This is a genomic window from Acidocella sp. MX-AZ02 (assembly GCF_000306035.1).
In the GTDB taxonomy this organism is placed as follows: Bacteria; Pseudomonadota; Alphaproteobacteria; order Acetobacterales; family Acetobacteraceae; genus Acidocella; species Acidocella facilis.
In genome coordinates, this window is record NZ_JH976207.1 from 380,858 (window position 1) to 382,703 (window position 1,846).

General features: G+C 69.9%; 1 protein-coding gene. It reads left to right on the forward strand.

The window, feature by feature from the left end; genetic code table 11:
* Positions 1 to 1,692 (forward strand): hypothetical protein (locus MXAZACID_RS01850; RefSeq protein WP_008492328.1); only part of this gene is annotated, 1,692 nt, incomplete at its 5' end.
* Positions 1,693 to 1,846: the final 154 nt, after the last annotated feature.

Sequence of the window (1,846 nt, forward strand, 5' to 3'; positions counted from 1 at the left end):
GCGCTGCTGCCCGGCTGGCTGGCGCCGATGGCCAGCGACATTTCCCCCGGCCCGACGCGCCTGGCCGAGCTTTTCGATCTCTCCGCCGAAGAGGCCGGGCGGCTGCACGGGCTCTGGTCCTGGCTCGGCACCGCCGATGCGCTGATGGAGACCGGCGGCGATATCCGCCTGGCGCGCGACCCGAAAACCGCCCTCAACGGCTATGGCTGCAGCCACCGGCCGCGCCCCTGGGCGATCACCTTTGCGTCCTCCACCGCCTCCTCTTCCTCCGAGCGCGGCTATATCGCGGCGGACAAGGCGCGGCTGCAGGTGAGCGCGGCGCTGCTGCGCGGCATGGCGCCGCAGCGGGCCCTGGCCAGCTGCATCGGCGCGGTCCGGCGCGGGCTGGGGCGGGCTTATGGGCTGCGCCCTGGCGAGGAGATCGTGCTCGCCGCCTCGGGCACCGATACCGAGCTGCTGGCCCTCGCCTTGACCCATCTCGCCGGCACCGGCCAGCCGATCCTCAACATCCTGATCGCCCCGGAGGAAACCGGGCGCGGCGTGCCGATGGCGGCGCGGGGCCAGCATTTCGCCGTGGACACCGCCTTGGGCCATGATGTCACCTTCGAGGCGCCGATCGAAGGTTTTCGCCCCGATACCGCCCTGGCCAATATCGCGCTGCGCAGCGCCTCCGGCGCGGTGCGCCCGCAGAGCGAGGTCGAAGCTGAAATCGAGGCCGTGCTGGACGCCGCGCTGGCGCAAGGGCGGCGCGTGATCCTGCACGGGCTGGACCTGTCCAAGACCGGCCTGCTGGCGCCATCGCCGGCTTTCCTGGCGGATCTGCGGGCGCGGTACGGGGCGGGGTTCGATATTGTCGTCGATGCCTGCCAGGCGCGGCTCTCCCCGTCTTCGGTGCGCGCCTATCTGGCGCTGGAGGCGGTGGTGCTGGTCACCGGCTCGAAATTCTTCACCGGCCCGCCTTTCGCCGGGGCGGCGTTGCTGCCGGCTTCGGTGGCGGCACGGCTGGGCACGGCGCGGCTGCCAGCCGGGCTGGCCGCCTATTTCAACCAGGGTGAATTCCCGCCCGGCGCCTTTGCCGCGCAGGGCTTGCCGGCGGGCGGCAATTACGGGCTGGCGCTGCGCTGGCACGCGGCATTGGCGGAGATGCGGGCGCTGTTGCGTGTTGCTCCGAAGCGTCGCGCTGACATTATAGAGGCGTTCGGCGCGGCGGTGCGCCAGGGCATCGACGCCACACCCGGCCTGGCGCTGCTGCCCGCCCCGCCGATTGCCCGCACCGCGGCGGACGAGCCCTGGGAGCGCCTGCCCAGCATCTTCACCTTCTCGCTGCCCGCCCCGCACGCCCCCGGGCGCTGTTTGACCCCGGCCGAGGCCCGGCAGGTCTATGTCTGGCTGAACACGGATCTCTCCGGCGTGTTGCCGCAGGCGGGAGAAGTCGCGGCAAGGATCTGCCATATCGGCCAGCCAGTGCCGCTGGCGCAGCCTGAAGGGGCGGGGCAGATGGGGGCGCTGCGCGTCTCCGCCGGGGCGCGGCTGATCTCGGGCGAGCCCTCGCATCGCAGCCTGGCGCCGGGGGCGCGGCTGCGGCGGGAATTTGCGGATGTCGGCATCGTCTTCGCCAAGATCCGGCTGATCCTGGAAAACTGGCAGCGCCTCTGCGCCGCCAATCCCACCCCCAGCTATCGCGGCGGCTGACGCGTAAAAGCCTAAAAATGAGCAAAAGTTTTTGAGGGTGTGGGAACTTTTTCCAAAAAGTTCCCACAAACGTTTGGGGTGGTGGCAACGTCTCTGCCACCACCCCAGACGTTTTCGCCGCTTTTTTGAAAAAAAGCGGCACCAAAAAACTTTT